The organism is Micrococcus luteus NCTC 2665, assembly GCF_000023205.1.
GTDB classification, from domain to species: Bacteria; Actinomycetota; Actinomycetes; order Actinomycetales; family Micrococcaceae; genus Micrococcus; species Micrococcus luteus.
This window is the reverse complement of sequence record NC_012803.1, coordinates 1,348,425-1,373,498: the sequence shown is the minus strand read 5'-3', so window position 1 is coordinate 1,373,498 and position 25,074 is coordinate 1,348,425. Positions and strand designations below refer to the sequence as shown.

Annotated in this window: 21 protein-coding genes; 20 read left to right on the top strand and 1 reads right to left on the bottom strand. The window is 74.1% G+C overall.

Annotation, left to right across the window (positions count from 1 at the left end):
• The first annotated feature begins 48 nt into the window (after window positions 1–48).
• From aroC to MLUT_RS17770, 18 genes are all read left to right on the top strand, one after another.
• On the top strand, window positions 49–1,284 hold the full coding sequence (gene aroC, locus MLUT_RS17855; RefSeq protein WP_012750898.1) for a chorismate synthase: 1,236 nt from the start codon (window positions 49–51) through the stop codon (window positions 1,282–1,284).
• Window positions 1,281–1,988: a shikimate kinase gene (locus MLUT_RS17850; RefSeq protein ID WP_010078592.1), complete on the top strand. Its 708-nt coding sequence runs from the start codon at window positions 1,281–1,283 to the stop codon at window positions 1,986–1,988. The genes aroC and MLUT_RS17850 overlap by 4 nt, the downstream gene beginning before the upstream one ends.
• Window positions 1,989–2,104: 116 nt before the next feature.
• Window positions 2,105–3,154 (top strand): 3-dehydroquinate synthase, encoded by a 1,050-nt coding sequence (gene aroB, locus MLUT_RS17845; RefSeq protein WP_043055212.1) that lies wholly within the window; start codon window positions 2,105–2,107, stop codon window positions 3,152–3,154.
• A gap of 120 nt (window positions 3,155–3,274) precedes the next feature.
• On the top strand, window positions 3,275–3,838 hold the full coding sequence (gene efp, locus MLUT_RS17840; RefSeq protein ID WP_002857030.1) for an elongation factor P: 564 nt from the start codon (window positions 3,275–3,277) through the stop codon (window positions 3,836–3,838).
• Window positions 3,831–4,283, top strand: a complete 453-nt coding sequence (gene nusB / locus MLUT_RS17835) for a transcription antitermination factor NusB (protein ID WP_012750895.1) — start codon at window positions 3,831–3,833, stop codon at window positions 4,281–4,283. Before efp ends, nusB begins: the two co-directional genes overlap by 8 nt.
• A 168-nt stretch (window positions 4,284–4,451) precedes the next feature.
• Window positions 4,452–5,060: a bifunctional pyr operon transcriptional regulator/uracil phosphoribosyltransferase PyrR gene (pyrR, locus tag MLUT_RS17830; protein WP_010078595.1), complete on the top strand. Its 609-nt coding sequence runs from the start codon at window positions 4,452–4,454 to the stop codon at window positions 5,058–5,060.
• Between the two features lie 3 nt (window positions 5,061–5,063).
• Window positions 5,064–6,047, top strand: a complete 984-nt coding sequence (locus MLUT_RS17825) for an aspartate carbamoyltransferase catalytic subunit (protein WP_010078596.1) — start codon at window positions 5,064–5,066, stop codon at window positions 6,045–6,047.
• The gene (locus tag MLUT_RS17820; protein WP_012750894.1) at window positions 6,044–7,423 is read left to right on the top strand and encodes a dihydroorotase; all 1,380 of its coding nucleotides are present in this window, start codon (window positions 6,044–6,046) and stop codon (window positions 7,421–7,423) included. The genes MLUT_RS17825 and MLUT_RS17820 overlap by 4 nt, the downstream gene beginning before the upstream one ends.
• Window positions 7,420–8,046 carry a PH-like domain-containing protein gene (locus tag MLUT_RS17815; RefSeq protein WP_012750893.1) on the top strand — a complete coding sequence of 209 codons (627 nt, stop codon included), beginning with the start codon at window positions 7,420–7,422 and terminating at the stop codon, window positions 8,044–8,046. Before MLUT_RS17820 ends, MLUT_RS17815 begins: the two co-directional genes overlap by 4 nt.
• On the top strand, window positions 8,043–9,227 hold the full coding sequence (gene carA / locus MLUT_RS17810; RefSeq protein ID WP_010078598.1) for a glutamine-hydrolyzing carbamoyl-phosphate synthase small subunit: 1,185 nt from the start codon (window positions 8,043–8,045) through the stop codon (window positions 9,225–9,227). Before MLUT_RS17815 ends, carA begins: the two co-directional genes overlap by 4 nt.
• A 3-nt stretch (window positions 9,228–9,230) precedes the next feature.
• Entirely contained in the window at window positions 9,231–12,536 is a 3,306-nt protein-coding gene (gene carB, locus MLUT_RS17805) for a carbamoyl-phosphate synthase large subunit (protein ID WP_010078599.1), read from the top strand.
• Window positions 12,533–13,420 (top strand): orotidine-5'-phosphate decarboxylase, encoded by an 888-nt coding sequence (gene pyrF, locus MLUT_RS17800; protein ID WP_012750892.1) that lies wholly within the window; start codon window positions 12,533–12,535, stop codon window positions 13,418–13,420. The genes carB and pyrF overlap by 4 nt, the downstream gene beginning before the upstream one ends.
• 138 nt (window positions 13,421–13,558) lie before the next feature.
• Window positions 13,559–13,873, top strand: a complete 315-nt coding sequence (gene mihF, locus MLUT_RS17795) for an integration host factor, actinobacterial type (protein ID WP_010078601.1) — start codon at window positions 13,559–13,561, stop codon at window positions 13,871–13,873.
• Window positions 13,874–13,944: 71 nt separating this feature from the next.
• On the top strand, window positions 13,945–14,595 hold the full coding sequence (gene gmk, locus MLUT_RS17790; RefSeq protein WP_010078602.1) for a guanylate kinase: 651 nt from the start codon (window positions 13,945–13,947) through the stop codon (window positions 14,593–14,595).
• Window positions 14,596–14,661: 66 nt separating this feature from the next.
• Window positions 14,662–15,102, top strand: a complete 441-nt coding sequence (gene rpoZ / locus MLUT_RS24230; RefSeq protein ID WP_010078603.1) for a DNA-directed RNA polymerase subunit omega — start codon at window positions 14,662–14,664, stop codon at window positions 15,100–15,102.
• A 7-nt stretch (window positions 15,103–15,109) separates the two neighbouring features.
• Window positions 15,110–16,396, top strand: a complete 1,287-nt coding sequence (coaBC, locus tag MLUT_RS17780) for a bifunctional phosphopantothenoylcysteine decarboxylase/phosphopantothenate--cysteine ligase CoaBC (RefSeq protein ID WP_012750891.1) — start codon at window positions 15,110–15,112, stop codon at window positions 16,394–16,396.
• Window positions 16,397–16,411: 15 nt separating this feature from the next.
• Window positions 16,412–17,674 carry a methionine adenosyltransferase gene (metK, locus tag MLUT_RS17775; protein WP_010078605.1) on the top strand — a complete coding sequence of 421 codons (1,263 nt, stop codon included), beginning with the start codon at window positions 16,412–16,414 and terminating at the stop codon, window positions 17,672–17,674.
• Between the two features lie 13 nt (window positions 17,675–17,687).
• The gene (locus MLUT_RS17770; protein ID WP_306294212.1) at window positions 17,688–19,850 is read left to right on the top strand and encodes a primosomal protein N' family DNA-binding protein; all 2,163 of its coding nucleotides are present in this window, start codon (window positions 17,688–17,690) and stop codon (window positions 19,848–19,850) included.
• Between the two features lie 8 nt (window positions 19,851–19,858).
• Here the strand turns inward: MLUT_RS17770 and MLUT_RS17765 are convergent, their stop codons facing one another.
• Window positions 19,859–20,914: an alpha/beta fold hydrolase gene (locus tag MLUT_RS17765; RefSeq protein WP_010078607.1), complete on the bottom strand. Its 1,056-nt coding sequence runs from the start codon at window positions 20,912–20,914 to the stop codon at window positions 19,859–19,861.
• Window positions 20,915–21,025: 111 nt separating this feature from the next.
• Between MLUT_RS17765 and MLUT_RS17760 the strand changes: the two genes are divergently transcribed.
• Window positions 21,026–22,405 carry a YkvI family membrane protein gene (locus tag MLUT_RS17760; protein ID WP_010078608.1) on the top strand — a complete coding sequence of 460 codons (1,380 nt, stop codon included), beginning with the start codon at window positions 21,026–21,028 and terminating at the stop codon, window positions 22,403–22,405.
• Between the two features lie 157 nt (window positions 22,406–22,562).
• Window positions 22,563–25,070 (top strand): leucine--tRNA ligase, encoded by a 2,508-nt coding sequence (gene leuS, locus MLUT_RS17755; RefSeq protein ID WP_010078609.1) that lies wholly within the window; start codon window positions 22,563–22,565, stop codon window positions 25,068–25,070.
• Window positions 25,071–25,074: the final 4 nt, after the last annotated feature.

The following is a 25,074-nucleotide window of genomic DNA, read 5'->3' as shown; positions in this document are numbered from 1 at the left end:
CGGTCACACGTGACGGCGCGGGCCCCCGTGCGTGAGAGACTGCACGCCATGGTGCGCTGGTTGACAGCGGGGGAGTCTCACGGCCCCGCGCTCACAGGAATCGTTGAGGGACTGCCGGCCGGGATCCCGGTCACGACGCAGGACGTGCAGGACGCGCTCGCGCGCCGCCGCCTGGGGTATGGGCGCGGCGCGCGCATGAAGTTCGAGCAGGACGCGGTGACGATCCTCGGCGGCGTCCGCCACGGCCGCACCCTCGGCTCGCCCGTGGCGATCCAGGTGGGCAACACGGAATGGCCCAAGTGGGAGAAGGTGATGGCCGCCGATCCCGTCCCCGCGGAGGAGCTCGACGGTCTGGCCCGCAACGCGGCGCTCACTCGCCCCCGACCCGGCCACGCCGACCTGACCGGCATGCAGAAGTACGGCTTCGACGAGGCCCGCCCCCTCCTCGAGCGCGCCTCCGCCCGGGAGACCGCCGCCCGCGTGGCCCTGGGCACCGTCGCCCGCGCCTTCCTCGGCGAGCTCGGCGTGCGGATCGTCTCCCACACCGTGGCCTTCGGGGAGGCGGCCCTGCCGGAGAGCCACCCGTTCCCCGTCCCCGAGGACGAGGCCCGCCTCGACGCCGACCCGGTCCGCTGCCTCGACCCGCAGACCTCGGCGGCGATGGTCGCCGAGGTCGACGACGCCCACCGCGCCGGGGAGACCCTCGGCGGCGTCGTGGAGGTGCTGGTGTACAGCGTGCCGATCGGCCTGGGCTCCCACGTGCACTGGGACCGCCGCCTCGACGCGCGGCTGGCCGGGGCGCTGATGGGCATCCAGGCGATCAAGGGCGTGCAGGTCGGTGACGGGTTCGCCACGGCCGCCCGACGCGGCTCCGCCGCCCACGACGGGATCGCCCGCGGCGCGGACGGCCGCCCCCGGCGCACGAGCGACCGGGCCGGCGGCATCGAGGCCGGCATGTCGACGGGCGGGCTGCTGCGCGTGAGCGCCGCGATGAAGCCGATCGCCACGGTGCCGCGCGCGCTGCCCACGGTCGACGTCGCCACGGGCGTGGAGACCACGGCCCACCATCAGCGCTCCGACGTGGCGGCCGTGCCCGCCGCGGGCATCGTCGCCGAGGCCATGGTCGCCCTCGTCCTGGCCGATGCGATGCTCGAGAAGTTCGGCGGCGACTCCGTGGCCGAGACGCGCCGCAACCTCGAGGCGTTCCGGGCCGCGGTCCCCGCCCTGCCGGAGCCGGGCGCCGACGTCGTGGAGGACGGCCCGATGGGCGACCCCCTGCCGTGACCGACACCCCCGGGACCGCGCCGGCCCCGGGACCGGACCCGAGCACGCGTCCCGTCCCCGGGCCCGTCACCGTGTGCCCGTGGGAGGGCATGACCGGCGCCCTCGAGGCGCGCCTGACGGCCGCGGCCACGGTGGCCTCCGCCGCGACCGATGCCGGACCGGACGCGCGCCCGGCCCGCCGGTTCGTCCTCGTCGGCCCGATGGGTGCCGGGAAGACGACGGTCGGCCGGGCCCTGGCCGCCCTGACCGGGCTGCCCTTCGTGGACTCCGACGAGCTCTTCGTCCAGGTCCACGGCCCCATCCCCGCGTTCTTCTCGGAGCACGGCGAGGCGGCCTTCCGGGCGGAGGAGGCCCGCGTCATCCGCCACGTGCTCGGCCGTCCCGCCCCGTGTGTCCTCTCGTGCGGCGGCGGCGCCGTGCTGCATCCGGGCACCCGACGGGCGCTGGCCGGGTCAGACTCCGACGTCGTCTACCTCGCGGTCGGAGAGGCCGAGGCGCTGCGCCGCGTGGGCGGTGGCGCGGGCCGTCCCGTCCTGGCCGGCGACCCCGCCGGGACCTGGCGGCGGATCCTCGCCGAACGCGAGGGGCTGTACCGCGAGGTCGCCGACCTCGTGCTGGACACCACAGGCCTGACGGCCGCCGAGGCGGCCTGGCGTATCGTGGGGGACGCCCACCGCCCCCGAAGGAGTGAGTCACACCCATGACCGACCGTCAGCCGGACATCACCGAGCAGGAGACCCCGGGGGCGGCGCCCGCGGCTGCTCCGGCCGCACCCGAGGACGTGACGGTCATCCCCGTCTCCGGCGGCCACGAGGCGAGCATGCACGGCGGCTACGACGTGGTGGTGGGCCGGGGCCTGCTCGCGCGCCTGCCGGACATGCTCGGCCCAACCGTCCGACGTGTGCTGGTCATCCACCCGCGGGCCCTCCGGGCGACCGGCGACGTCGTGAAGAACGACCTCGAGGCCGTGGGCCTGACCGCACTGACCGCCGAGATCCCGGACGCCGAGGAGGGCAAGCACCTGCAGGTGGCCGGGTTCTGCTGGCAGGTGCTCGGCCAGAACGACTTCACCCGGTCGGACGCGATCGTCTCCGTGGGCGGCGGCGCCGTGTCCGATCTGGCCGGCTTCGTGGCGGCCACGTGGCTGCGCGGCATCCGCGTCGTGCACATGCCCACCACCCTGCTGGGCATGGTGGACGCGGCGGTGGGCGGCAAGACCGGCATCAACACCGCCGAGGGCAAGAACCTGGTGGGGGCGTTCCACAATCCGGCCGGTGTGCTGGCCGACCTGGACACGCTGCTCACCCTGCCGGCCAACGAGCTGATCTCCGGCCTGGCCGAGGTCGTGAAGTGCGGCTTCATCGCCGACCCCGCGATCCTCGACCTCATCGAGGAGGACCCGGCCCAGGCCCAGAACCCGCACTCCGCGCGGCTGCGCGAGCTGATCGAGCGCTCGATCCGGGTGAAGGCGGACGTCGTCTCCCGCGACCCCCGCGAGTCGGGGGCCCGCGAGGCACTGAACTACGGCCACACGATGGGGCACGCGATCGAGCTCGCCGAGCGCTACCAGTGGCGCCACGGCGCCGCGGTGTCCGTGGGCCTGGTCTTCGCGGCCGAGCTGGCCCGCTCCCTCGGCCGGCTCGACGACGCCACCGCGGACCGCCACTGGTCGGTGCTGACAGCCCTGGGCCTGCCCGTCTCCTACCGCGGGGACCGGTGGCAGACCCTGCTCGAGGGCATCCGCCGGGACAAGAAGAACCGCGGCGACCAGCTGCGCTTCGTCCTGCTGGACGGGCTCGCGCAGCCCACCACCGTGGACATCCCGGACGCGTCCCTGCTCTTCGCGGCGTACCAGGAGATCGCGGAGTGAGCCGCCGCTGACCTCGGCCCCGCGCAGGGCCTCCCGTAGACTGGCCCGCGCACATCCAAGACCCCACCCACTGCAGGCGGACCCGTGACGGTCCGCGAGACCGATCGGGAGCACACACACGTGGCAACGAGCAACGACATCAAGAACGGCGCCGTCCTGAAGCTGGAGGGCCAGCTTTGGAACGTCACCGAGTTCCAGCACGTCAAGCCGGGCAAGGGCGGCGCGTTCGTCCGCACCAAGATGAAGAACATCACCACGGGCAAGGTCGTGGACAAGACCTTCAATGCCGGCGCCAAGGTCGAGTTCGCCACCGTGGACCGCTCCGACTACCAGTACCTCTACCAGGACGGCGCGGACTACGTGTTCATGGACGTCAAGGACTACGACCAGATCACCGTGCCCGGGGCCGTGGTCGGCGACGCCGCGAAGTACATGCTCGAGAACACCCAGGTGGTCATCGCCCTGCACGAGGGCACGCCGCTGTACCTCGAGATGCCGGCGTCCGTGGTCCTGGAGATCACCTACACCGAGCCGGGCCTGCAGGGGGACCGCTCGTCCGCCGGCACCAAGCCCGCCACCGTGGAGACCGGCGCCGAGATCCAGGTGCCGCTCTTCGTGGAGCAGGGCACCCGCGTCAAGGTCGACACCCGCACCGGCGACTACCTCGGCCGCGTCAATGACTGAGCGGGCCTCCGCCGGCTCCGCTGCCAAGCGGGGGACCACGGCGCGCAGCCGCTCCCGGCAGCGTGCGGTGGAGATCCTGTTCGAGGCCGAGCAGCGCGGATCCACCGTGTCGGAGGGCATCCGCACCCGCCGCGAGAGCACCGACCTGCAGGTGAACGCCTACACCCAGCGGCTCGTGGAGGGCGTCATCGCGGACCAGGAGCGGCTCGACGAGGCCCTGAGCTCCTACTCCCGCGGCTGGTCCCTGGACCGCATGCCCGCCGTCGACCGGGCGATCCTGCGGGTGGGGGCCTGGGAGCTGCTGTTCCAGGACGACGTGCCGGACGCCGTCGCCATCTCGGAGGCCGTCGCCCTGGCCGCTCAGCTGTCCACGGACGACTCGCCCGAGTTCGTCAACGGTCTGCTCGGCCGCCTGCAGCAGGTCAAGCCGACGCTGCTCGCCTGAGCCGCCGAGAGCTCCGTCACGAGGCCCGTCCCGCACCGCGTCATCCGCGTCGTGGGGTGGGCCTCGCTGGTAGAGTCGACGACGTCTCGCGCGGGGCCCACAGGCGCCCGGGGACGGACCACGCATCCTTTAAGAGCCGTCCTGTGAGGCGGGGAAGGAGGCGCCGGCATGGGAACTGATCCCGCCGCACCTCGTGCTGCCCGGACCGTGCTGTCCGCGTCCGAGATCGACCGGGCGCTGACCCGGATCGCCCACGAGATCCTCGAGTCCAACAAGGGCGCCGAGGGTCTCGTCCTGATGGGGATCCCGCGCCGCGGGGCCCCCCTGGCCCGGCGGCTCGGCGCCCTGCTGGCCCGCATCGAACCGGCCTTCGACCCCACCGCCGCCGTCGGCGAGGTGGACGTGACCCTCTACCGGGACGACCTCCGCCGCGGCACGGCCCGCACCCCGATGCCCACCCGCCTGCCCGAGGTCCCCCTCGACGGCGCCGTCATCGTGCTCGTGGACGACGTCCTCTTCTCCGGCCGCACCGTCCGGGCCGCCCTCGACGCGATCGCCGACCTGGGCCGCCCCGCCGCCGTGCGCCTGGCCGTCCTCGTGGACCGCGGACACCGGGAGCTCCCCGTCCGAGCCGACTTCGTGGGCAAGAACCTGCCGACCTCCACCGCCGAGCGCGTCCAGGTCCAGCTCATGGAGGTCGACGGCCCCGAGGGCACCGGCGAGGTCACCGAGGACGCCGTGAGCATCGTCGACCGTGTCGCGACCCGGGAGGGCTGAGCCGTGCGCCACCTGCTGTCCACCGCCGACCTCTCCCGCGCCGACGCCCTCGCCGTCCTCGACACCGCCGAGGAGATGGCCGCCGTCAACCAGCGCGAGGTCAAGAAGCTGCCCGCCCTCCGCGGCCGCACCGTGGTGAACCTCTTCCTCGAGGACTCCACCCGCACCCGCATCTCCTTCGAGGCCGCCGCCAAGCGGCTCTCCGCGGATGTGATCAACTTCTCCGCGAAGGGATCGTCCGTCTCCAAGGGGGAGTCGCTCAAGGACACCGTCCAGACGCTCGAGGCCATCGGCGCGGACGCCATCGTGATGCGCCACTGGTCCTCGGGCGCGGCCCGCCAGCTGGCCGACTCCGGCTGGGTGCGCTCCGCCGTCGTGAACGCCGGCGACGGCACCCACGAGCACCCCACCCAGGCCCTCCTGGACGCCTTCACCCTGCGCCGGCGCCTCGCCGCGGCGACGGGAGAGGACCTGGTCGGCCAGGACCTGACCGGCATGCGCGTGGTGATCGTGGGCGACATCCTGCACTCGCGCGTGGCCCGGTCCAACGTGTGGCTGCTCAGCACGCTGGGCGCACAGGTCACCCTGGCCGCCCCGCCCACCCTGCTGCCCGTGGGCGTGGCCGCGTGGCCGTGCCAGGTCACCTACTCGCTCGACGAGGCCCTCGACGCCAGCCCTGACGCCGTCATGATGCTCCGCGTCCAGGCCGAGCGGATGGGCGGCGCCTTCTTCCCGTCCGCGGGGGAGTACACCCGGACCTGGGGGCTGACCGATGACCGCTTCGCCCGCCTCACCGCCGGCCGCGGCGCCCTGCTCGACGAGCCCGTGGTCATGCACCCCGGCCCGATGAACCGCGGCCTGGAGATCAGCCCGGCGGCGGCGGACTCGCCCCGCAACACCGCCCTCGAGCAGGTCGCCAACGGCGTGTCCGTGCGCATGGCGGTCCTGCACCTCGTCCTCAACCACGACCAGGAGGTCCGCCCGTGAGCGCCCCCAGCCCCGCCCCCCTGCTGCTGCGCAGCGCGCGCCTGACCACGGGCGAGACCGCCGACGTGCTCGTCGCCGAGGGCCGGATCGCCGCCCTCGGCCCGGACGCCGCGGCCCACGCCGCCGGCCTCGAGCCGACCCCCGAGGAGGTCGACTGCGCCGGACTGGTGCTGCTGCCCGGGCTCGTCGACCTGCACACCCATCTGCGCCAGCCCGGCAAGGAGGATGCGGAGACGGTCGAGACCGGCACCCGCGCCGCCGCGATGGGCGGCTTCACCTCGGTCCACGCGATGGCCAACTCGACGCCGACGGCGGACACCGCGGGCGTGGTGGAGCAGGTGTGGCGGCTGGGCCGGGACGCGGGCTGGTGCGATGTGCACCCCGTGGGCGCGGTGACCGTGGGCCTGGCCGGCGAGGCCCTGGCCGACCTCGGCGCGATGGCCGACTCGCAGGCCCGCGTGCGCATGTTCTCCGACGACGGCATGTGCGTCCACGACGCCGTGCTGATGCGCCGGGCGCTCGAGTACGTGAAGTCCTTCGGCGGCTTCGTGGCCCAGCACGCGCAGGAGCCGAACCTCACCGCCGGCGCCCAGATGAACGAGTCCGAGCTCTCCGGCGTCCTCGGCCTGGCCGGCTGGCCCGCCGTGGCGGAGGAGGCCGTCATCGCCCGTGACGTCTTGTTGGCCCAACACGTCGACTCCCGCCTGCACGTGTGCCACGTCTCCACGGCCGGCTCCGTCGAGCTGATCCGCTGGGCCAAGGCCCAGGGCGTGGCCGTGACCGCCGAGGTCACCCCGCACCACCTGCTGCTCACCGAGGAGCTCGTCCGCTCCTACGACCCCGTGTTCAAGGTCAATCCGCCGCTGCGCCGCGAGTCCGACGTCCTGGCCCTGCGCGCCGGCCTGGCCGACGGCACCATCGACACCGTGGGCACCGACCACGCCCCGCACACCGCCGAGACCAAGCAGTGCGAGTGGACGGTCGCGGCGATGGGCATGACGGGCCTCGAGACCGCCCTGTCCGTGGTGCAGCAGGCGATGGTGGACACCGGCCTGATGGACTGGGCCGGCGTCGCCCGCGTGATGTCCACGGCGCCGGCCCGGATCGCCGGCCTGACCGACCAGGGCCAGGCCGACGAGCGCGGCGTCCCGCGCGTCGGCGCGGTGGCCAACCTCGTGCTCGTGGACGCGCAGGCCCGCCGCACCGTGGACCCCGAGCAGCACCTGACCAAGTCCCGCAACAGCCCGTACCGGGGCATGGAGCTGCCGGGCGCGGTGCGCCACACGGTCTATCGCGGTGCCCGCGTCGTCGCCGACGGCGCCCCCGCCCGGCCGTACCGCCACCCGGCCCTGACGGAGACGGGGGAGCGCGCGTGAGCATCACCTCCCTGGCCGCCGCCCTGGCGGCCCGTCCCGTCCCGCCGCGGACCCCGACGAAGGACTACGCGGACGTGTGGCTGCCGGTGACCCTGGGCACCCTGGCCGTCGTCCTCGTGCTGCTCGGCCTGCTGGCCCTCGGGTGGCGGGCCCGCCGCCGGGCGCAGGCCGGGATCCCGGCCCCGGCCCCCGTGCCGACGGCCCTCTACGACGCCGAGCCGACGCTGTCCGCGGAGGGCATGCACGTGGGCACGGTGCGCGGCGAGGACCGACTGGACCGCGTGGCGGTGCACGGCCTGGGCCTGCGCTCGCGCGCCGTCCTCGAGGTCCACGACGCCGGCACCCACCGCGGCCTGCTCGTGCTCCGCCCCGGGGCCGCCAACCTGTTCATCCCCGCGGACGACCTCGTCGAGGCCGGCCTGTCCGGCGGGATCGCCGGCAAGTTCGTCGAGCCGGGCGGGCTCGTCGCCTGGGGCTGGCGCCTCGGCGACGTCGAACTCACCTCCGCCTTCCGCCCCGACCGCCCCGAGGACCGCGACCGGCTCCTCGCCGCCCTGCAGACCATCATCGACCCCGCCCCGGCCGACCCGGCCGGCCGCGCAGGAGAAGGAGACCCCCGATGAGCACCCCCACCGACGACCTGGCCCTGCTCGTCCTCGAGGACGGCACCGTCCACCGCGGCCGGGCCTACGGCGCCCGCGGCCGCACCCTGGGCGAGGCCGTGTTCACCACGGGCATGACCGGCTACCAGGAGACCCTCACCGACCCGTCCTACGCGGGGCAGATCATCGTGCAGACCTCCCCGCACATCGGCAACACCGGGGTCAACGACGCCGACCGCGAGTCGTGGGCGATCTTCGCCGCCGGCTACGTGGTCCGCGACGCGGCCCGGCGTCCGTCCAACTGGCGCGCCGAGCGCACCCTCGACGAGGAGCTCGAGGCGTTCGGCGTCGTCGGGATCCGCGAGGTCGACACCCGGGCCATCACCCGCCGCCTGCGCACCGAGGGCTCGATGCGCGCCGGCGTGTTCTCCGGCGAGCACGCCGCCCGCCCGGAGGCCGAGCTGCTGGCGGAGGTGCGCGCCCAGCCGTCGATGGCCGGCGCCCGCCTCGCGGAGTCCGTCACCACGGAGCAGCCGTACGTCATCGAGCCGGCCGAGCACGGCTGGGAGGGCGAGCCGATCGCCGAGATCGCCGCCCTCGACCTCGGCATCAAGGCCGCCACGCCGCGGCACCTGGCCTCCCGCGGCATCCGCGTGCACGTGCTGCCCGCTGCCACGGACCTGGCCGGCATCCGCGCCGTGGACCCGGACGGCGTCTTCCTGTCCAACGGCCCCGGCGACCCGGCCACGGCAGACGCCCAGGTGGAGCTGCTGCGCGAGGTCCTCGACGCCGGCCTGCCGTTCTTCGGCATCTGCTTCGGCAACCAGATCTTCGGCCGCGCGCTCGGCTTCGACACCTACAAGCTGAAGTTCGGCCACCGCGGCCCGAACCAGCCGGTGCTGGACAAGGCCACGGGCCGCGTGGCCATCACCTCCCAGAACCACGGCTTCGCCGTGGACGCCCCCCTCGGCGAGCCGATCGAGGCGCCGGAGTCGCGCTTCGGCCGCGTCGAGGTCTCCCACTGGTCCCTGAACGACCAGGTCGTCGAGGGCCTGCGCCTGCTCGACCGGCCCGCCTTCTCCGTGCAGTTCCACCCGGAGTCCGCGGCCGGCCCCAACGACACCCTCGACCTGTTCGACCGCTTCGTGCAGCTGCTCACCGAGCACCGCGCCGCCACCACCCCCGCCACCGAAGGAGCCTGATCCATGCCCAAGCGCACCGACCTGAAGTCCGTCCTGGTCATCGGCTCCGGCCCCATCGTGATCGGCCAGGCCGCCGAGTTCGACTACTCGGGCACCCAGGCCATCCGCGTCCTCAAGGAGGAGGGCGTCCGCGTCGTCCTCGTCAACTCCAACCCGGCCACGATCATGACCGACCCGGAGCTGGCCGACGCCACCTACGTCGAGCCCATCACCCCGGCCGTGGTCGCCAAGATCATCGAGAAGGAGCGCCCGGACGCCCTGCTGCCCACCCTGGGCGGCCAGACGGCGCTGAACACCGCCATCGCCCTCGACAAGGACGGGGTGCTCGAGCGCTTCGGCGTCGAGCTGATCGGCGCGAACATCGAGGCCATCGAGCTCGGCGAGAACCGCGAGCTGTTCAAGGGCGTCGTGGAGCGTGCCGGCGGCGAGTCCGCCCGGTCCCACATCGTGCACACGATGGAGGAGGCCCTGGCCGCCGTCGAGGACCTGAAGTACCCCGTGGTGGTGCGCCCCTCGTTCACGATGGGCGGCCTCGGCTCCGGCATGGCCTACGACGAGGCCGACCTGTACCGCATCTGCGGCGCCGGCCTGCAGTACAGCCCGACCTCCGAGGTCCTGCTCGAGGAGTCCATCCTCGGCTGGAAGGAGTACGAGCTGGAGATGATGCGGGACAAGAACGACAACGTCGTCGTCGTCTGCTCCATCGAGAACGTGGACCCCGTGGGCGTGCACACCGGCGACTCCATCACCGTGGCCCCGGCCATGACGCTGACGGACCGCGAGTACCAGAAGCTGCGGGACATCTCGATCAACGTCATCCGCGAGGTCGGCGTGGACACCGGCGGCTGCAACATCCAGTTCGCGGTGAACCCCGTGGACGGGCGCGTCGTCGTCATCGAGATGAACCCGCGCGTCTCCCGCTCCTCGGCGCTGGCCTCGAAGGCCACCGGCTTCGCGATCGCCAAGATCGCCACCAAGCTGGCCCTGGGCTACACGATGGACGAGATCCCCAACGACATCACCCAGAAGACCCCGGCGTCCTTCGAGCCGGTCCTGGACTACGTGGTCGTGAAGGTCCCGCGCTTCGCGTTCGAGAAGTTCCCGGCGGCGGATCCCACGCTGACCACCACCATGAAGTCGGTCGGCGAGGCCATGGCCATCGGCCGCAACTTCACGGAGGCCCTGCAGAAGGCCCTGCGCTCGCTCGAGCAGAAGGGCTCGGAGCTCGCGTTCCCGCAGGACGCCGACCCGCAGGCCCTGCTCGCGGCGGCGAGCACGGCCACCACCGACCGGCTCTCCCAGACCCAGCAGGCGCTCTACGCCGGCGCCACGATCGAGGAGGCCTTCGAGGCCACCGCGATCGACCCGTGGTTCCTGGACCAGTTCGTGCTCATCAACGAGGTCGCGGACGAGATCCGCGACGCCGAGGTCCTCGACGAGGCCCTGCTGCGCCGCGCCAAGCGGCACGGGTTCTCCGACGCCCAGATCGGCTCGCTGCGGCACATGGACGCCGCGGTCGTGCGCGGCGTGCGTCACGCCCTGGGCGTGCGCCCCGTCTACAAGACCGTGGACACCTGTGCCGCCGAGTTCGAGGCCTTCACCCCGTACCGGTACTCCAGCTACGACCTCGAGACCGAGGTCGCCCCGCACGAGGGCGAGTCGGTGATCATCCTCGGCTCGGGCCCGAACCGGATCGGCCAGGGCATCGAGTTCGACTACTCGTGCGTGCACGCCACCATGGCGCTGCGCGAGGCCGGCTACGAGACCGTGATGGTCAACTGCAACCCGGAGACGGTATCCACGGACTACGACATCTCCGATCGCCTCTACTTCGAGCCGCTCACGCTCGAGGACGTCCTGGAGGTCATCGCGGCAGAGGAGGCCTCCGGCGGCGTGCGCGGCGTCTTCGTGCAGCTCGGCGGCCAGACCCCGCTCAAGCTGGCCCAGCAGCTCGCCGACGCCGGCGTGCCGATCCTGGGCACCTCGCCCGCGGCCATCGACCTGGCCGAGCACCGCGGTGAGTTCGCGCTCGTGCTCGAGCGCGCGGGCCTGGTGGCGCCGAAGAACGGCACGGCCGTCTCCTTCGACGACGCCAAGCGCGTGGCGGACGAGATCGGCTACCCCGTGCTCGTGCGCCCCTCCTACGTGCTCGGCGGCCGCGGCATGGAGATCGTGTACTCCGAGGAGGCGCTGGCCCACTACGTGGCGCACGCGACGGAGATCACCCCCGACCAGCCGATGCTCGTGGACCGCTTCCTCGAGGACGCGATCGAGATCGACGTCGACGCCCTCTACGACGGCACCGAGCTGTACCTCGGCGGCGTCATGGAGCACATCGAGGAGGCGGGCATCCACTCGGGCGACTCCGCGTGCGTGCTGCCCCCCGTCACCCTGGGCCCGGACGTGCTCGAGCGCGTGCACCGCGCCACCGAGCGGATCGCGGCCGGCGTCGGCGTGCGCGGCCTGATCAACATCCAGTTCGCGCTCGCCTCGGACGTGCTGTACGTGATCGAGGCGAACCCGCGCGCCTCGCGGACCGTGCCGTTCGTCTCGAAGGCCACGGGCGTCCAGCTGGCCAAGGCGGCCGCGCGGATCGGCGTCGGCGAGAGCATCGCCGACCTGCGCGCGGCCGGCATGCTGCCCACGGCGTACGACGGCGGCACCCTGCCGATCGGCGCGCCCGTGGCGGTCAAGGAGGCGGTGCTGCCGTTCACCCGCTTCCGCACCGCGGAGGGCCGCGTGGTCGACTCGCTGCTGGGCCCGGAGATGCGCTCGACGGGCGAGGTCATGGGCATCGACAAGCACTTCGACACCGCGTTCGCCAAGTCCCAGTCCGCCGCCGGCGGCCCGCTGCCCACCTCGGGGCGCGTGTTCGTGTCGGTCGCGAACCGGGACAAGCGCACCCTCGTGGGCCAGGCCAAGCGCCTCGTCGACCTCGGCTTCCAGGTGGTCTCCACCGGCGGCACCGCCGAGGTGCTGCGGCGCAACGGCATCCCCGCGGAGGTCGTGGCGAAGATCGCCGACGCCGGGCACGAGGACGGCGCGGGCACCGTGCTGGAGCAGCTGCACGCCGGCACCGTCGATCTCGTGCTGAACACGCCCTCCGGCGGCGACGCCCGCACGGACGGCTACGAGATCCGCGCGGCCGCGACGTCGCTCGGCGTGCCGGTGATCACGACCACGGCCGAGTTCGGGGCGTGCCTGCAGGCCATCGAGGCCATGCGGTCCTACGAGTGGTCCGTCACCTCACTGCAGGAGCACGACGCGCGCCTGCAGCAGGCTGTCGCCGGTCCGGAGGCCGCGGCGTGACCACGACGGCGACGGGCGGCGCGGGGCCCCGCGCCCCCTTCGGGCGGCGGCTGGCCCACGCCATGGAGACGGCCGGTCCGCTGTGCCTCGGCGTGGACCCCCATCCGGGCCTGCTGCGGCAGTGGGGCCTGAGCGACACCCCGGCGGGCCTCGAGGCGTTCTCCCTGACCGCCCTCGAGGCGGCGGTGGGTCCCGAGGGGCCCCGCGTGGCGGCGATCAAGCCCCAGGTGGCGCTGTACGAGCGCCACGGATCGGCCGGCCTGGCGGCCCTGGAGCGGCTGCTCGCGGCCGCCCGGGACGCCGGGGTGCTCACGATCGCGGACGCCAAGCGCGGTGACATCGGCTCCACCATGGACGGCTACGCCGCCGCGTGGATCGCCGACGCCTCGCCCCTGGCCGCGGATGCGGTGACGCTCAGCCCGTACCTGGGTTTCGGCACCCTCGTGCCGACCATCCGCGCCGCCCACGAGGCCGGCCGCGGCGTGTTCGTCCTCGCGCTGACCTCCAATCCGGAGGGCCGCGAGGTCCAGCACGTGGGCGAGGGGTCGGCCGAGGGATCGGTCGCCCGGCGCATCGCCGCGGCGGCGGCCGCCGAGAACGCGGCCCTGCGCGGCGACGACGCGTGGGGGCCGGTGGGACTCGTCTTGGGCGCCACGGTGGCCGCCGAGGCGGACCGCCTCGGCCTGGACCTGCCGGCCCTCGGCGGGCCCCTGCTGGCGCCCGGGTTCGGTGTCCAGGGCGCCACGGCCCGGGGCATGCGGGCCGACTTCGGGACGGCCTGGCCGCAGGTCTTGGCGACCTCGTCCCGCGGCATCCTGAGCGCGGGCCCGTCGGTGGCCTCGCTGGTGGACACGATCGAGGAGAATCGCGCCGCCCTGCGGTGACGCCCGCGTCCTCCCGGCGCGCCCGTGCCGTGTGGACGGGATGGTATCTTCCCTTTCGATCGGCTGTGCTCGTCGTCCTTGACCATGGAAGGGTCACGACGGGGCCGGTGGGGAACGAGAGGCATCGAGGTCAGACCCATGGCGTTGCGGCAGCTCAGTGTGCAGGAGAGGGCGGAGGCCCGGAGGAAGGCCCTCCAGGCCCGCCAGGCGCGGGCGGAGCTCAAGGCGGCCTTCGCCGCCGGTGAGGTCGGCCTGGCCGACATTTTCGCGCGCGCGGACGCCGACGACGCCGTCGCCCGTCTGCGGACCGTGGACCTGCTGCTGGCCCTGCCGGGCGTGGGCGAGGTCCGGGCCCGGGAGGCGATGGCGGGGTGCGGCATCTCGCCGCGGCGTCGGCTGGGCGGCCTGGGCCGTCGTCAGCGCGAGGCGCTGATCGCCTATATTGGCCGGTGACCCCCACATCCCGGCGGGTCGGCGCCGGCCCGGGTGACGGGTCTGCGAGGCCCGTCCCACCAGGAGGATGCGTGACCGACACGTTCGACCCCGGACCCGCCCCCGCCGTCCCGGTGGCCCGCACCGCCGTCCAGGAACGCCCCCCGGGCCCGGGCGTCACCGTCCTGGCCGGCCCCACCGCCGTCGGCAAGGGCACCGTGTCGGCCTATGTCCGCGAGCACTACCCCGAGGCCTGGCTGTCCGTCTCCGCCACCACCCGCCCGGCGCGCCCGGGCGAGGAGGACGGGGTGCACTACTACTTCACGACGCCGGAGGAGTTCGACTCCCTCGTCGAGGCGGACGAGATGCTGGAATGGGCCGTCGTGCACGGCGTCCACCGCTACGGCACGCGGCGCGACCGCGTGATGGAGGCCGTGGCGCAGGGCCGCCACGTCCTGCTGGAGATCGACCTGCAGGGAGCGCGCCAGGTCCGCCGTGCGCTGCCGGAGGCCACCTTCGTGTTCCTGGCGCCGCCGAGCTGGGAGGAACTCGTGTCCCGGCTGCTCGGCCGCGGCACCGAGAGCCCGGAGGAACAGCGCCGCCGGCTCGAAACGGCTAGACTGGAACTCGCCGCGGAACCCGAGTTCGACGCCGTCGTCGTGAACGACCGCGTGGAGCGGGCCGCCGAGGAACTGGTGAGACTCATGGGGCTGGACCCCGAGCGCCGTCCGACCGAGGCCTGAGGACCGGCCGCACCGACGCCGCACCCGGCGCCGACGTGACAGTGAGATGAAGACTTTGGAGACCCCGTGACCGAACAGTACGAAGGCATCGTCAACCCGCCCATCGACTCCCTGCTGGAGCGGGTCGACTCGAAGTACGCCCTGGTGCTCTTCGCCGCCAAGCGGGCCCGGCAGATCAACGCCTACTACTCGCAGCTGCACGAGGGGCTGTTCGAGTACGTCGGCCCGCTCGTGGACACCCAGCTGAACGAGAAGCCGCTGTCCATCGCCCTGCGCGAGATCGAGGCCGACCTGCTCGTGTCCCGCGAGGCCGTCGAGGCCACCCCGGAGGCCGACCTGGCCGCCGAGGACTTCGGCGACTTCTCCCTGCCGGGCGAGGACGACCCGTTCGCCACCCTCGAGTCGGCCGACGCCCACCAGCCGATGGGCGATCCCGCCGCCATCGAGGAGGCCGCCGAGACGGTGCGCGCCGAGGAGGGCACCTCCGAGGACGCCCCGGAGGCCTGAGCCCGTCATGGAGATCGTCCTCGGGGTCGGCGGCGGCATCGCGGCCTACAAGGCGGCGCTGCTGCTGCGCCTGATGACCGAGGCCGGCCACGGCGTGACCGTGGTGCCCACCGCCAACGCCCTCGAGTTCGTGGGCGCGGCGACGTGGGAGGCCCTCTCCGGTCGCCCGGTCCGCACGGACACGTTCGAGGCGGTCGACGAGGTGAACCACGTCCGGCTCGGCCGGCGTGCGGACCTCGTGGTGGTCGCGCCGGCCACCGCCGATCTGCTCGCGCGCACCGCCGCGGGGATGGCGCCCGACCTGCTGGGCAACGTGCTGCTCACCGCCACGTGCCCCGTCGTCCTGGCCCCCGCCATGCACACCGAGATGTGGCACCACCCCGCCACGGTCGCCAACGTCGCCCTCCTGCGCGAGCGCGGCGTCACGGTCGTGGACCCCGCCGTGGGCCGGCTCACCGGGGCCGACTCCGGCGCCGGGCGGCTGCCCGAGCCCGCCGAGATCTGGGAGCGTGCGCAGGCCGCCGCGGCCGCGGGCGCCCCGCGCCGTCCCCGGGCCTCCGGGTCCGACGCCGAGCCGACACCCGTCCCGCTGGCCGGTCGCACCGTGGTGATCACGGCCGGGGGCACCCGCGAGGCGCTGGACCCGGTCCGCTACCTGGGGAACCGCTCCTCCGGCAAGCAGGGGGCCGCCCTGGCGCGCGCCGCCCTCGAGGCCGGCGCCACCGTGCGGTTCGTCGCCGGGTCCATGTCCGTCCCGACGCCCGAGGGCGTCGAGCGCGTCGTGCCCGTGGAGTCCACGCAGGACCTGCTCGAGGCCGTGCTGGCGGAGGCCGCCGACGCCGACGTCCTCGTGATGGCGGCGGCCGTTGCGGACTTCCGACCGGCCGAGGTCTCCGACGCCAAGATGAAGAAGGGCGACGACGGCGGCGCGCCCGTCATCGTGCTCGAGCGCACCCCGGACGTGCTCGCCACGGCCGTGCGGACCCGCTCCGAGGGCGGGCCCATGGCCCCGCTCATCGTCGGCTTCGCCGCGGAGACCGGCGACGCGACGTCCTCCGTGCTCGAGTACGGCCGGGCCAAACTGGCGCGCAAGGGCTGCGAGATGCTCGTGGTCAACGAGGTCGGCACGGACAAGGTGTTCGGCCGGGACGAGACCGCCGTGACCATCCTGTTCGCCGACGGCCGCCCCGCCGTGGAGACCGTGGGCTCCAAGGACCAGGCGGCGGCCGCCGTCGTGCAGGCGATCGTGGATGACCTCGCCGGTCGCGACCCCGCCGGCGCGTCGGGCCGCTGACCTAGACTGTGCGGCATGACCGATGCCGCCTCGCTGAGCCCCGCCCGCCACGCCGACCCGTATTCGGGGGTGGGCGGCGGAGAGCTCCGCCTCTTCACCTCCGAGTCCGTCACGGCGGGCCACCCCGACAAGATCTGCGACCAGATCTCCGACGCCATCCTGGACGCGATCCTCGCCGCCGACCCGTCGGCGAAGGTGGCCGTGGAGACCCTGACCACCACCGGCCTGGTGCAGGTGGCCGGCGAGGTGAACACCTCGGCGTACGTGGAGATCCCCAAGATCGTGCGCGAGACCATCCTGGACATCGGCTACGACTCCTCGGCCAACGGCTTCGACGGCGCCCAGTGCGGCGTGAACATCTCCATCGGCCAGCAGTCCTCGGACATCTTCGCCGGCGTCTCCCGGTCCCTCGAGGCCCGCGAGTACGGCTCGGCGGACGAGGTGGACGAGCAGGGCGCGGGGGACCAGGGCATCATGTTCGGCTACGCCACGGACGAGACCCCGGCGTACATGCCCATGCCCATCTACCTCGCGCACCGGCTCTCCGAGCGGCTCACCGCGGTGCGCCGGGCGGAGAACACGCCCATGCCGTACCTGCTGCCGGACGGCAAGACGCAGGTCACCATCGGCTACGCGCCCGGCCACGTGCCCACCACGGTCGAGGCCGTGGTGGTCTCCACGCAGCATCACGAGTGGGTCACGCAGGAGCAGCTGCGGGCGGACGTGGAGGAGCACGTGATCCGGCCCGTCATCGAGCGCTCCGGCCTCGACACCTCCGGCATGCGGATCATCATCAACCCGGGCGGCAAGTTCGTCATCGGCGGCCCCGTGGGCGACGCCGGCCTCACCGGTCGCAAGATCATCGTGGACACCTACGGTGGCATGGCCCGGCACGGCGGCGGCGCCTTCTCCGGCAAGGACCCGTCCAAGGTGGACCGCTCCGCCGCCTACATGCTCCGCTGGGTCGCGAAGAACGTGGTGGCCGCCGGCCTCGCCTCGCGCGCCGAGTTCCAGGTGGCCTACGCGATCGGCTCGGCCCGGCCCGTGGGCCTGTACGTGGACACCTTCGGGACGGCCACGGTGCCGGAGGAGAAGATCATCGAGGCCGTGAACGCGGTGTTCGACCTGCGTCCGGCCGCCATCGTGAAGGAGCTGAACCTCCTGCGGCCCATCTACCGACGGACCGCCGCGAACGGCCACTTCGGCCGGGACGACGCCGACTTCACGTGGGAGCGCACGGACCGCGTCGAGCAGCTGCGCGCTGCCGCCGGCCTCTGATCCGGAGGCGGGCATCACGGACACGCTGTTCGCCCTCCCGGAGCCGGAGGACGCGCCCCGACTGCCGGAGCGGGCCGAGGGGTGGCCGGAGCGGCCGATCGCCCGCGTCCTGCTGGACTCGCCCGTGCCGCACCTGGACCGCGAGTTCGACTATCTCGTGCCCGTGGCCCTGGACGACCGGGCGGTCCCCGGCTCCCGCGTGTCCGTCCGCTTCGGCGGACGGGCCATGACGGGCTGGCTCGTCTCGCGGGAGCAGGAGCCGGCCACCGGCGCCCAGCTCACCGAGCTCACCGGCGTGCTCACCGCCATCCCGCCGCTGACGGAGGAGGTCCTGGCGACCGCTCGCGCGGTGGCCCGCCGCCAGGCCGGCGTCGTCACGGACGTGCTGCGGGCCGCGGTGCCCCCGCGCGTCGCGCAGGTCGAGAAGGCCGCCCTGGCGGAGGACGCGGAAACCGCCGCGGACCACCCTGTGACGCTGACCGGCACGGACGCCGAGCGCCCGGAGGCGACCGCGGCGGAGGAGGGCCTCGTGCCCACGGTGTGGGAGTCACTCGAGCAGGGCACCGCGTTCGTGTCCGCCGTGCTGGCCGGAGACGCCGCGCGGGCGGCCGCCGTCGTGCCCTCGCGCCTGTTCGAATGGGACGAGGCGGGCGCGCTGGCCGCCCTGGCGCGCACGGTGGCCGCCTCGGGCGGCGGCGTCCTGCTGCTGGTGCCCGACCACCGCGACCTCGACCGGCTCTGCGCAGCCCTCGACGAGCACGTGGGCGAGGACGCCTACGCGCGGATCGGCTCCGAGGACGGCAACACGCCCCGGTACCGCGCCCACCTGGCCGCGCTGCGCGGCACCCGGCGCATCGTGGCCGGCACCCGGGCCGCCGTGTGGTCGCCCGTGCGCGACCTGCGGCTGGTGGTGCTCTGGGACGACGGCGACGATGCGTGGGCAGAACCCCGCGCGCCCTACTTCCACGCCCGAGAGGTCGTGCTGGAGCGGGCCCGCGCGACCGGCGCGGCGCTGCTCTTCGCCGGGCCCTCCCGATCGGTCCCGGTGCAACGGCTCGTCGAGTCGGGCTGGCTGCTGCACCTGGGCCCCTCCCGCGCGACCCAGCGGGAGCTCGGGCCGCGGGTCGTCTCCACCGCCGACGCCTGGGAGACGGCGCGCGACCCGTTCGCGCAGCGGGCACGGCTGCCGCAGGCCGCCTGGGCGGCCGCCCGCGCCGCGCTGCTCGGGCCACGGCCCGGCCCGGTGCTCGTGCAGGTGGCCCGGGCCGGCTTCATCCCCGCCCTCGTGTGCGACCGGTGCCGCACGCCCGCCCGCTGCCGCGTCTGCGCGGGGCCGCTGGGCTTCCGCGACGCGCGGGCCGCCCGGCACGGGGAGGTGGCGTGCCGGTGGTGCGGCACCCGGGAGCGCGGCTTCCGGTGCACCGAGTGCGGCGGCACGACGCTGCGGGCCGGGGCCCGCGGCGTGGACCGCACGGCCGAGGAGCTGGGCCGGGCGTTCCCGCGCGTGCCCGTGCACGCCTCCTCGGCGCAGCACATGCTCGGCTCGGTGCCGCCCGGGCCCTCCCTGGTGGTGGCGACCGTGGGGGCTGAGCCGGTGACGCCCGACGGCTACGCGGCCGCCCTGCTGCTCGACGGGGACAGCCAGCTCCAGCGCGAGGGCCTCGACGTGCCGGGCCGGGTGCTCGCCCGCTGGCTCGCCGCCGCCTGCCTGGTCCGCCCCGCCTCCGACGGGGGCGTCGTGGTGGTCACCGCGGACGCGGGGGAGGCGGTGAACGCGCTGGTCCGACGGGACCCCGACGGCTTCGCCGCGCGCCAGGTCGCCGAGCGGCGCGAGCTGCACCTGCCTCCCGCCGGCCGCCTCGCAGAGGTCACGGGGGAGGCCGCCGCCGTCGCGGAGTACCTCGAGCTCGTGGAGGCCGCCCGCCGGGAACGGCCGGACGAGGACGTCCACGAGGATCCGCACTCGGCCCCGCTCGACGGCGGCCCGGCGCGGCTGCCCTGGATCGGGCCGGTGCCGGACCCCGCCGACGAGACCCGCTCCCGTGCCCTGCTGATCTTCCCCTACGCGGCGGCCGAGGCCACCGTCGGCGCCCTGCGCGCCGCCCGGTCCGCGGCGAGCGCCCGGCGCGAGACCGCCCCGGTGCGGGTGCGGCTCGACCCGGCCGGGGTGCTCTGAGGAGCCCGTCAACGGCCGGCGCGGCGGAGCCAGTCACGGATCAGGGCCGCGCAGGCGGTCGGCCGCTCGTAGTGCAGCAGATGCCCGACGCCGTCGAGGACGTGCAGCTCCGCCGTGCCGCCCGCGGCGTCGATCGCCGCGGCGAGCGCCTCCTGCGCCGGCACCGAGCCCAGCGGATCCTCTCGCCCCGCGACCAGCAGCACCGGCAGGGTGAGGCGGGCGGCGTCGTCGGCCACGCAGCCCGTGCTCGAGGCGCGGTACGCCTCGGAGAGCATGCGTGCGGAGGCGAAGCCCGAGAAGTGACGCCGGTGCTGGTCATGGGTGTACGCAAGGACATCCCTGTCCCTGGTGCGGGTCATGGCGAGCGTGGTCGCCCACACGACCGGCGGCGCGCCCAGCAGCAGCCGCGCCGGGCGCTCGGGCAGGCGGGCGGCGACCTCGTAGTACCCCTCGGCGACGGCCGCCAGCACCCGGCTCGTCAGGGACGCGGACGCCTGCAGCGCGGGTTCGGCGATGGGGTTGAGGAGGACCAGCCGTCCCCACCGGGACGGCTCCCGGGCGACCAGCTCGGCCGCCACCGTCGTCCCGTAGGAGTGTGCGACCAGCACGGGGGCGGCCGGCAGGCCCAGGGCGGTGACGACGGCGGCCACCGCGTCCGCGTGATGGGCCACGGTGTGCTCGGCGTGGGGGAAGGGCTCCGAGGCCCCGAAGCCGGGCAGCTCGATCGAGTGGATGGGATGCTCCGGGAGCGCGTCGGCCAGCAGGGCAAGGCCGTGGTGGTCCCCGCGGAAGCCGTGCACGAACACGAGCGGCGCAGCGGCCGCGTCCCCCTCGGGTGGGCCGGGCGATCCCGGCGCGGCCTCCGGAACGGGGGTGTACTCCCACACGGCCACGGACGACGGGGTCCCGCTGACGGGGTCCGGGACGGCCAGGGTACGCCGGCGTGGCGTCCGGGCCGGGTGGCCCGTGAGCCCGCGGGGATCGGCGGGCGCCGCGGGCGGACGCAGCAGATCGCGCAGGCGGACGGGCGGGCCCGGGGCGGCGGGCGGCGTCGGGACAGGCACGTCCCCACCCTAGCCAGGCCGTCGACCGCCAACGCCGTGGCGCGCCTCGTCTCCGCTGGACGCGGGGACGGGGTCCGCCGCGGAGCTCGGCGACGCCTGGTCCTGGCCACGATGGCGCGCGCGTTCCTACCGTACTCCGGCCCGTCCTCGGTCCCGGGGCCCGGACGGGCGCACCCCGTCGCCCTCAGATCCCTGAAGATCGCCCTCGCCTTCGTCGGCCTGCTCGTCGGCGCCGGCTTCGCCACCGGCGCCGAAGTCATCCAGTACTTCGTGGGCTTCGGCTGGATCGGCGTCGTGGGCGCGGGACTGGCCGGCCTGCTCGTCACCGCCGGCGGCGCCGTCATCCTCCAGCTGGGCAGCGTGTTCCTCGCGGCCGACCACAAGGTCGTCTTCCGCAGCGTCTCGCACCCCGTGATGGCCCGGATCCTGGACGTCGTGGTGACGGTGACGCTCTTCGCGATCGGCGTCGTCATGCTCGCCGGGGCGGGCTCGACGCTCGCCCAGCAGTTCGGCTGGCCGACGTGGGCGGGCTCCACCCTGATGACCCTGCTCGTGCTCGTGACGGGCATGCTGGACGTGGAGAAGGTCTCCGCGATCATCTCCCTGATCACGCCCCTGGTGGTCGTCGCGGTCGTGGCCGGGTTCGTCCACGTCCTGGTCACCCGCGACGGCGGCTTCGCCGCCCACGAGTCCCTCGCCGTCCAGGCCACCACGCCGGTGGACCCGTGGTGGCTGTCCTCGGTCAACTACTTCGGCCTCGTCGTCGTGATGGCCGTGTCCATGTGCCTCGTGATCGGCGGGTCCATCACCCACCCCCGCGAGGCGTTCCTCGGCGGCCTCACCGGCGGCCTGATGTACACCGCCCTGCTCCTGATGGCCTCCACGCTGCTCTACCTCGGCTACGCCGAGATCGGCCGCGCCGACGTCCCCATGCTGCGGCTGTCCGCCTCGATCGCGCCCTGGCTGGGCTGGGCGATGGTCGTGGTGATCTACCTGATGATCTTCAACACCGCGATCGGCGTGTTCTACGCGCTGGGACGCCGCCTCACGGCCGACCGCCCGGGCCGCTACCCGCCCGTGTTCGCCGGCGTCACGCTGCTGGCCTTCGCGGTGAGCTTCGTCGGCTTCGGCGACCTGATGAACGTCGTCTACCCGGCGCTGGGCCACCTGGGGATCGTGCTCGCGCTCGTGCTCCTCGTCTGGTGGCTCACCCACCGCCGGCAGATCTCCGCCGAGTCGGGGCTGCGTCTGCGCCTGCTCGCGCTGCTCCGCCTGCGTGAGCATCCGGAGAAGACCTTCACGGCCCAGCACGCCGTGCAGCTGCAGGAGGCGGTCGGGGACTCCGTGGCGGCCCCGGACGCGGTGACGGAGGCCCTCGAGGACGAGGTCGCCCAGGTGCTCGAGGAGGACGACGCGCTCACCTCCGGAGGGGCGCGCCCCGGTCCCGACGCCGGGCCCGAGCGTCCGGCAGGCGGCAGCCACTCCGCCTGAAACCGCGTGCCCGGCCGGGCACGGCGTCTCGGAGCGGCCCTGCGGCCGGGCCGGGGCGCCGTCGCCGTAGGATGGGGTGGCCGGCCGTGCCGCCGGCCCCGTCCGCGCCGCCCGAGGGCCGGCGCCCCATCCCGACTGCGTGAGGACTCGAACCGCCGTGAGCCAGACCACCGACAGCGCCGTGCCGGCCACCCCCAGCATCCCCGCCGACGCGGAGTACTCGTTCCGTGACGTGGAGGCCCGCTGGGCCGGGTACTGGGAGCAGGCCGGGACGTTCGCCCCGCGCGAGGACGGCTCCGAGACCCGCACCGTGGTCGACATGTTCCCGTACCCGTCGGGCGACCTGCACATGGGGCACGCCGAGGCGTTCGCGATGGGCGACGTCGTCGCGCGCCACTGGATGCAGCGCGGCTTCGACGTGCTGCACCCCATCGGCTGGGACTCCTTCGGCCTGCCGGCCGAGAACGCCGCCATCAAGCGCGACGCCCACCCGGCCGAGTGGACCTACGCGAACATCGAGACGCAGAAGCGCTCCTTCCAGCGGTACGGCATCGCCGTGGACTGGTCCCGTGAGCTGCACACCTCGGACCCCGAGTACTACCGGTGGACCCAGTGGCTGTTCCAGCAGCTGTACCGCAAGGGCCTGGCGTACCGGAAGGACTCCCCGGTCAACTGGTGCCCCCAGGACCAGACGGTGCTCGCCAACGAGCAGGTCGTGGACGGCCGCTGCGAGCGCTGCGGCACCGAGGTCACCAAGCGGACCCTGAACCAGTGGTACTTCCGCATCACCGAATACGCGGACGCGCTGCTGGACGACATGGACCAGCTCACCGGCCACTGGCCCGAGCGCGTGCTCGCCATGCAGCGCAACTGGATCGGCCGCTCCGAGGGCGCCCACGTCGACTTCCAGGTCGAGGACGGCCCCGTCGTCACGGTCTTCACCACGCGGCCGGACACGCTGTACGGCGCGACCTTCATGGTGGTCGCCGCCGACGCGCCGCTGGCCGCCGAGCTCGCCGGCGACGACGTGCGGGCCGAACTCGAGGCGTACCGCGAGGACCTGAAGAAGGTCTCGGACATCGACCGCCAGGCCACGGACCGCCCGAAGAGCGGCGTGTTCCTGGGCCGCCACGCCGTGAACCCGCTGACCGGTGAACGCCTGCCGATCTGGGCCTCGGACTACGTGCTGGCCGACTACGGCACGGGCGCCATCATGGCCGTGCCGGCCCACGACCAGCGCGACCTCGACTTCGCCCGCGCCATGGGCCTGCCCGTGCGCACCGTGCTGGACACCGGTGAGGAGGACCCGGCGGTCTCCGGCGTCGCGACGACCGGCGAGGGCATCCTGGTGAACTCCGGCGAGCTCGACGGCCTGGACAAGACCGCGGCCATCGCGCGGGCCATCGAGATCATGGAGGAGCGCGGCACCGGCCGGGCCACCACCACGTACCGCCTGCGCGACTGGCTGCTCTCCCGTCAGCGCTTCTGGGGCACCCCGATCCCCGTGGTGCACTGCCCGGACTGCGGCGAGGTCCTCGTGCCGGAGGACCAGCTGCCGGTCACCCTGCCGACCGACCTGAAGGGCGAGCAGCTGGCCCCGAAGGGCCGGTCACCCCTGGCCGCGGCGACGTCGTGGGTCGAGGTGGACTGCCCGCAGTGCGGCGGCCCCGCGCGACGGGACACCGACACCATGGACACGTTCGTGGACTCGTCCTGGTACGTGCTCCGCTACGCGTCCCCGAACGACGACGCCCGCGTCTTCGACCCCGAGGCCCTGCGCCGCTGGCTGCCCGTGGACCAGTACGTGGGCGGCGTGGAGCACGCGATCCTGCACCTGCTGTACGCCCGCTTCTTCACCAAGGCCCTGCACGACCTCGGCCTGGTGCCCTTCACCGAGCCGTTCCGCTCCCTGCTCAACCAGGGCCAGGTGCTCAACGGCGGCAAGGCCATGTCCAAGTCGCTGGGCAACGGCGTGGACCTGGGCGATCAGCTGGACGAGTTCGGCGTCGACGCCGTGCGTCTGACCATGGTGTTCGCCTCGCCGCCTGAGGACGACGTGGACTGGGCCGACGTCGCCCCGGGCGCGGCCGGCAAGTTCCTGGCCCGCGCGTGGCGCCTGGCCCGCGACGTCCGCGCGACGGGCGCCCCGGCCGGCGCGGACCCGGCGGACGGGGCCGTGGCCCTGCGCCGGGTGACGCACCGGACCGTGCACGAGGCCCAGCAGCTGCTGGACGACGGCAAGTTCAACGTGGTCGTCGCCAAGACGATGGAGCTGGTCAACGCGGCCCGCAAGGAGATCGACGCGGGTGCCGGCGCGGCCGATCCCGCCGTCCGCGAGGCCGTCGAGGCCGTGGCCGTGCTGCTCTCCCTCGTGGCGCCGTACACGGCCGAGGACATGTGGGTCCTCCTGGGCCACGAGCCGTCCGTGGTCCGCGCCGGCTGGCCCGCGGTGGACGAGTCGCTGCTGGTCGAGGACACCGTCACGGCCGTCGTCCAGGTCAAGGGCAAGGTCCGCGACACCCTCGAGGTGCCTGCGGACATCACGGCCGAGGACCTCGAGGCGCGCGCCCGCGCGTCGCAGAAGGTGCGGAACTTCATCGGGGACGCCCAGATCGTCAAGGTGATCGTGCGCGAGCCCAAGCTCGTGAACCTGGTGATTCGCTGACCGC